The organism is Mesorhizobium sp. M7A.F.Ca.US.005.03.2.1, from assembly GCF_003997795.1.
GTDB lineage: Bacteria > Pseudomonadota > Alphaproteobacteria > Rhizobiales > Rhizobiaceae > Mesorhizobium > Mesorhizobium ciceri.
Map to the genome: position 1 here is coordinate 1 of NZ_RZRP01001547.1, position 564 is coordinate 564.

Here is a 564-nt window from a genome sequence, read left to right on the forward strand (position 1 = left end):
TGAGTCGGCCAGGGGCTTTCCTCTTCCGTATGCAGGCTCCAGTGGAAAATGCCGCTGACGCGACCGGACGCAGAAACTTGACCAGATGGCCGGCCGCGTCAACCTCTCGAGCCATAACAAATGCGTGCCGGCGGCGCCGCGGCAAACTCCGGCTTTGACAAATCCTGCCAGCTTGATATCATTTGCATACGAATGAATTTTCCGACCCCTGTGCTGGAAGGATCTTTCGAAGTACCAGCTCTGGAAGGCCTCTTTTCGGGAAGGCAAAGCGTGATCCGTTACGCGAAACCCACCTCGGTCGACGAAGCGCTCGCTTTGCTTGGCGAGGGCGCCTGGCGCATCCTTGCCGGCGGCACCGATTTCTATCCGGCACAGGGCAGCAAACCGATCCGCGACAATGTTCTCGACGTTAACGGCCTGGCGGCGCTTTGCGGCATTGCCGAGACGAGCGACCATTTCGTCATCGGCGCGCGCACGACCTGGACCGACATCGTCCGCCATCCCTTGCCGCCGGCCTTCGAGGCGCTGAAGCAGGCGGCGCGAGAGGTCGGCTCGGCGCAGATC

At 61.7% G+C, this 564-nt stretch carries 1 protein-coding gene; it reads left to right on the plus strand.

Translation table 11 applies throughout. The annotated features are described in order from the left end of the window. Positions 1-120 precede the first annotated feature (120 nt). Positions 121-564 (plus strand): FAD binding domain-containing protein (locus EN991_RS39040; protein WP_245461213.1); only part of this gene is annotated, 444 nt, incomplete at its 3' end.